The sequence below is a fragment of the Nafulsella turpanensis ZLM-10 genome, assembly GCF_000346615.1.
GTDB lineage: Bacteria > Bacteroidota > Bacteroidia > Cytophagales > Cyclobacteriaceae > Nafulsella > Nafulsella turpanensis.
The window spans coordinates 1-2,500 of record NZ_ANNU01000014.1 but is presented as its reverse complement, the minus strand read 5'-3'; the positions used below and the strand labels follow the sequence as shown (position 1 = coordinate 2,500).

Annotated in this window: 2 rRNA genes (1 of these 2 cut by a window edge); both read left to right on the top strand. The window is 49.5% G+C overall.

The annotated features are described in order from the left end of the window. Window positions 1–2,021 (top strand): 23S ribosomal RNA (locus tag F752_RS0106790) (it extends 878 nt beyond the left edge of the window). A gap of 311 nt (window positions 2,022–2,332) precedes the next feature. Further along, window positions 2,333–2,444, top strand: a 5S ribosomal RNA gene (gene rrf, locus F752_RS0106785). Window positions 2,445–2,500 lie beyond the last annotated feature (56 nt).

Sequence of the window (2,500 nt, the reverse complement as noted above, 5' to 3'; positions counted from 1 at the left end):
TGATGTCTTACAGAGGTAGAGCTACCAATAGGACTAGGGGGAGTCACATCCTACCAAATCCTGATGAACTCCGAATGCTGATAAGATTAATCCTGCAGTGAGGGTAAGGGTGCTAAGGTCCTTATCCGAGAGGGAAAGAACCCAGACCAACAGCTAAGGTCCCAAAATCTACACTAAGTTGAACTAAGGTGGTCCAGTTGCCGAGACAGCCAGGATGTTGGCTTGGAAGCAGCCATTCATTTAAAGAGTGCGTAACAGCTCACTGGTCGAGCGACAGGGCATCGATAATAATCGGGCATCAAGTGTAGTACCGAAGCTTTGGATTGTACAGCAATGTACACTGGTAGGGGAGCATTCTAGTCAGCGCAGAAGCTATGTGGTGATGCATGGTGGAGCGGCTAGAAAAGCAAATGTAGGCATAAGTAACGATAATGCGGGCGAGAAACCCGCACACCGAAAGACTAAGGTTTCCGCAGCAATGCTAATCAGCTGCGGGTTAGTCGGGACCTAAGGCGAAGCCGAAAGGCGTAGTCGATGGACAACAGGTTAATATTCCTGTACTGGCTGCAAGAAGTGATGGGGTGACGGAGTAGTGAAATTCCTGCGCACTGACGGAATAGTGCGTTGAAGGCCGTAGTTATATCTTTGGTAGGCAAATCCGCTGAGGATGATGAAAGCCGATAGTACTCCAAGGCTTCGGCCAAGGAGATAATGGAGCTAATCAGACTTCCGAGAAAACCCTCTAAGCGTTTATCTTGCAGGCACCCGTACCGTAAACCGACACAGGTAGTCGGGGTGAGAATCCTAAGGTGCTCGAGTGATTCATGGCTAAGGAACTAGGCAAAATGGCCCTGTAACTTCGGGAGAAGGGGCGCTTCCTCCGTCAAAGGAGAAGCCGCAGTGAAAAGGCCCAGGCGACTGTTTAGCAAAAACACATGGCTTTGCGAAATCGAAAGATGAAGTATAAGGCCTGACACCTGCCCGGTGCTGGAAGGTTAAGGGGGGATGTTAGGGAGTAATCCCGAAGCATTGAACTGAAGCCCCAGTAAACGGCGGCCGTAACTATAACGGTCCTAAGGTAGCGAAATTCCTTGTCGGGTAAGTTCCGACCTGCACGAATGGTGTAACGATCTGGGCACTGTCTCGGCCATGAGCTCGGTGAAATTGTAGTAGCGGTGAAGATGCCGCTTACCCGCAACGGGACGGAAAGACCCCATGAACCTTTACTATAGCTTCACATTGACATTGGGTAACTGATGTGTAGGATAGGCCGGAGGCTTTGAAGCGGTGTCGCCAGGCATCGTGGAGCCGCCCTTGAAATACGGCCCTTTGGTTATCTGATGCCTAACCCCAATGGGGGACAGTGTGTGGTGGGTAGTTTGACTGGGGTGGTCGCCTCCAAAAGAGTAACGGAGGCTTTCAAAGGTACCCTCAGTACGATTGGTAACCGTACGTGGAGCGCAATAGCATAAGGGTGCTTGACTGTGAGACCTACAAGTCGAGCAGGGTCGAAAGACGGATATAGTGATCCGGTGGTTCCGCATGGAAGGGCCATCGCTCAAAGGATAAAAGGTACTCTGGGGATAACAGGCTGATCTCCCCCAAGAGCTCACATCGACGGGGAGGTTTGGCACCTCGATGTCGGCTCGTCACATCCTGGGGCTGGAGAAGGTCCCAAGGGTTGGGCTGTTCGCCCATTAAAGTGGCACGCGAGCTGGGTTCAGAACGTCGTGAGACAGTTCGGTCCCTATCTGTTGTGGGCGTAGGAAGCTTGAGAGGACCTGATTTTAGTACGAGAGGACCGAATTGGACAAGCCGCTGGTGTATCGGTTGTGCCGCCAGGTGCAGTGCCGAGTAGCTATGCTTGGAAGAGATAAGCGCTGAAAGCATCTAAGCGCGAAACTCCCCTCAAGATGAGGCTTCCCTAAAGGGTGGTTGTAGACGACAACCTCGATAGGCTACAGGTGTAAAGGTAGAAATACCATAGCTGAGTAGTACTAATTACCCGAGAACTTTCTCTGTTGCTTCAAGGCAGCTTCTTTTAATACTCTCCTTCTATTGCTTACTTCAACAGCGAAAGCTGCTAAAAGTAAGTACAGTACTCTTTCTCTTTATTGTCTTTGTTTTAAAGACACAGGACGTGAGATGTGAGACGTGAGATAAACACATGAACTCAAGGCTCAACAAAAACTCCTGCACCTCTTCTAAAACAATCATAAAAACATTAAGCTGCGCTGAAACGACAGCCGGCATCAGTAGCTGAAATGGTGGAAATGAAGTAGATAGTAGAAATACTCACTACTCAATACCCACTACTCACTACTAAAGACATTATGGTGACTATTGCGGCGGGGCTCACCTCTTCCCATTCCGAACAGAGAAGTTAAGCCCGCCCGCGCTGATGGTACTGCCGTAACAGGTGGGAGAGTAAGTCGTCGCCATTCTCTTCTTATTTATTTAAGTAATAAACCCTTGCATCTAAAGATGTGAGGGTTTTTTT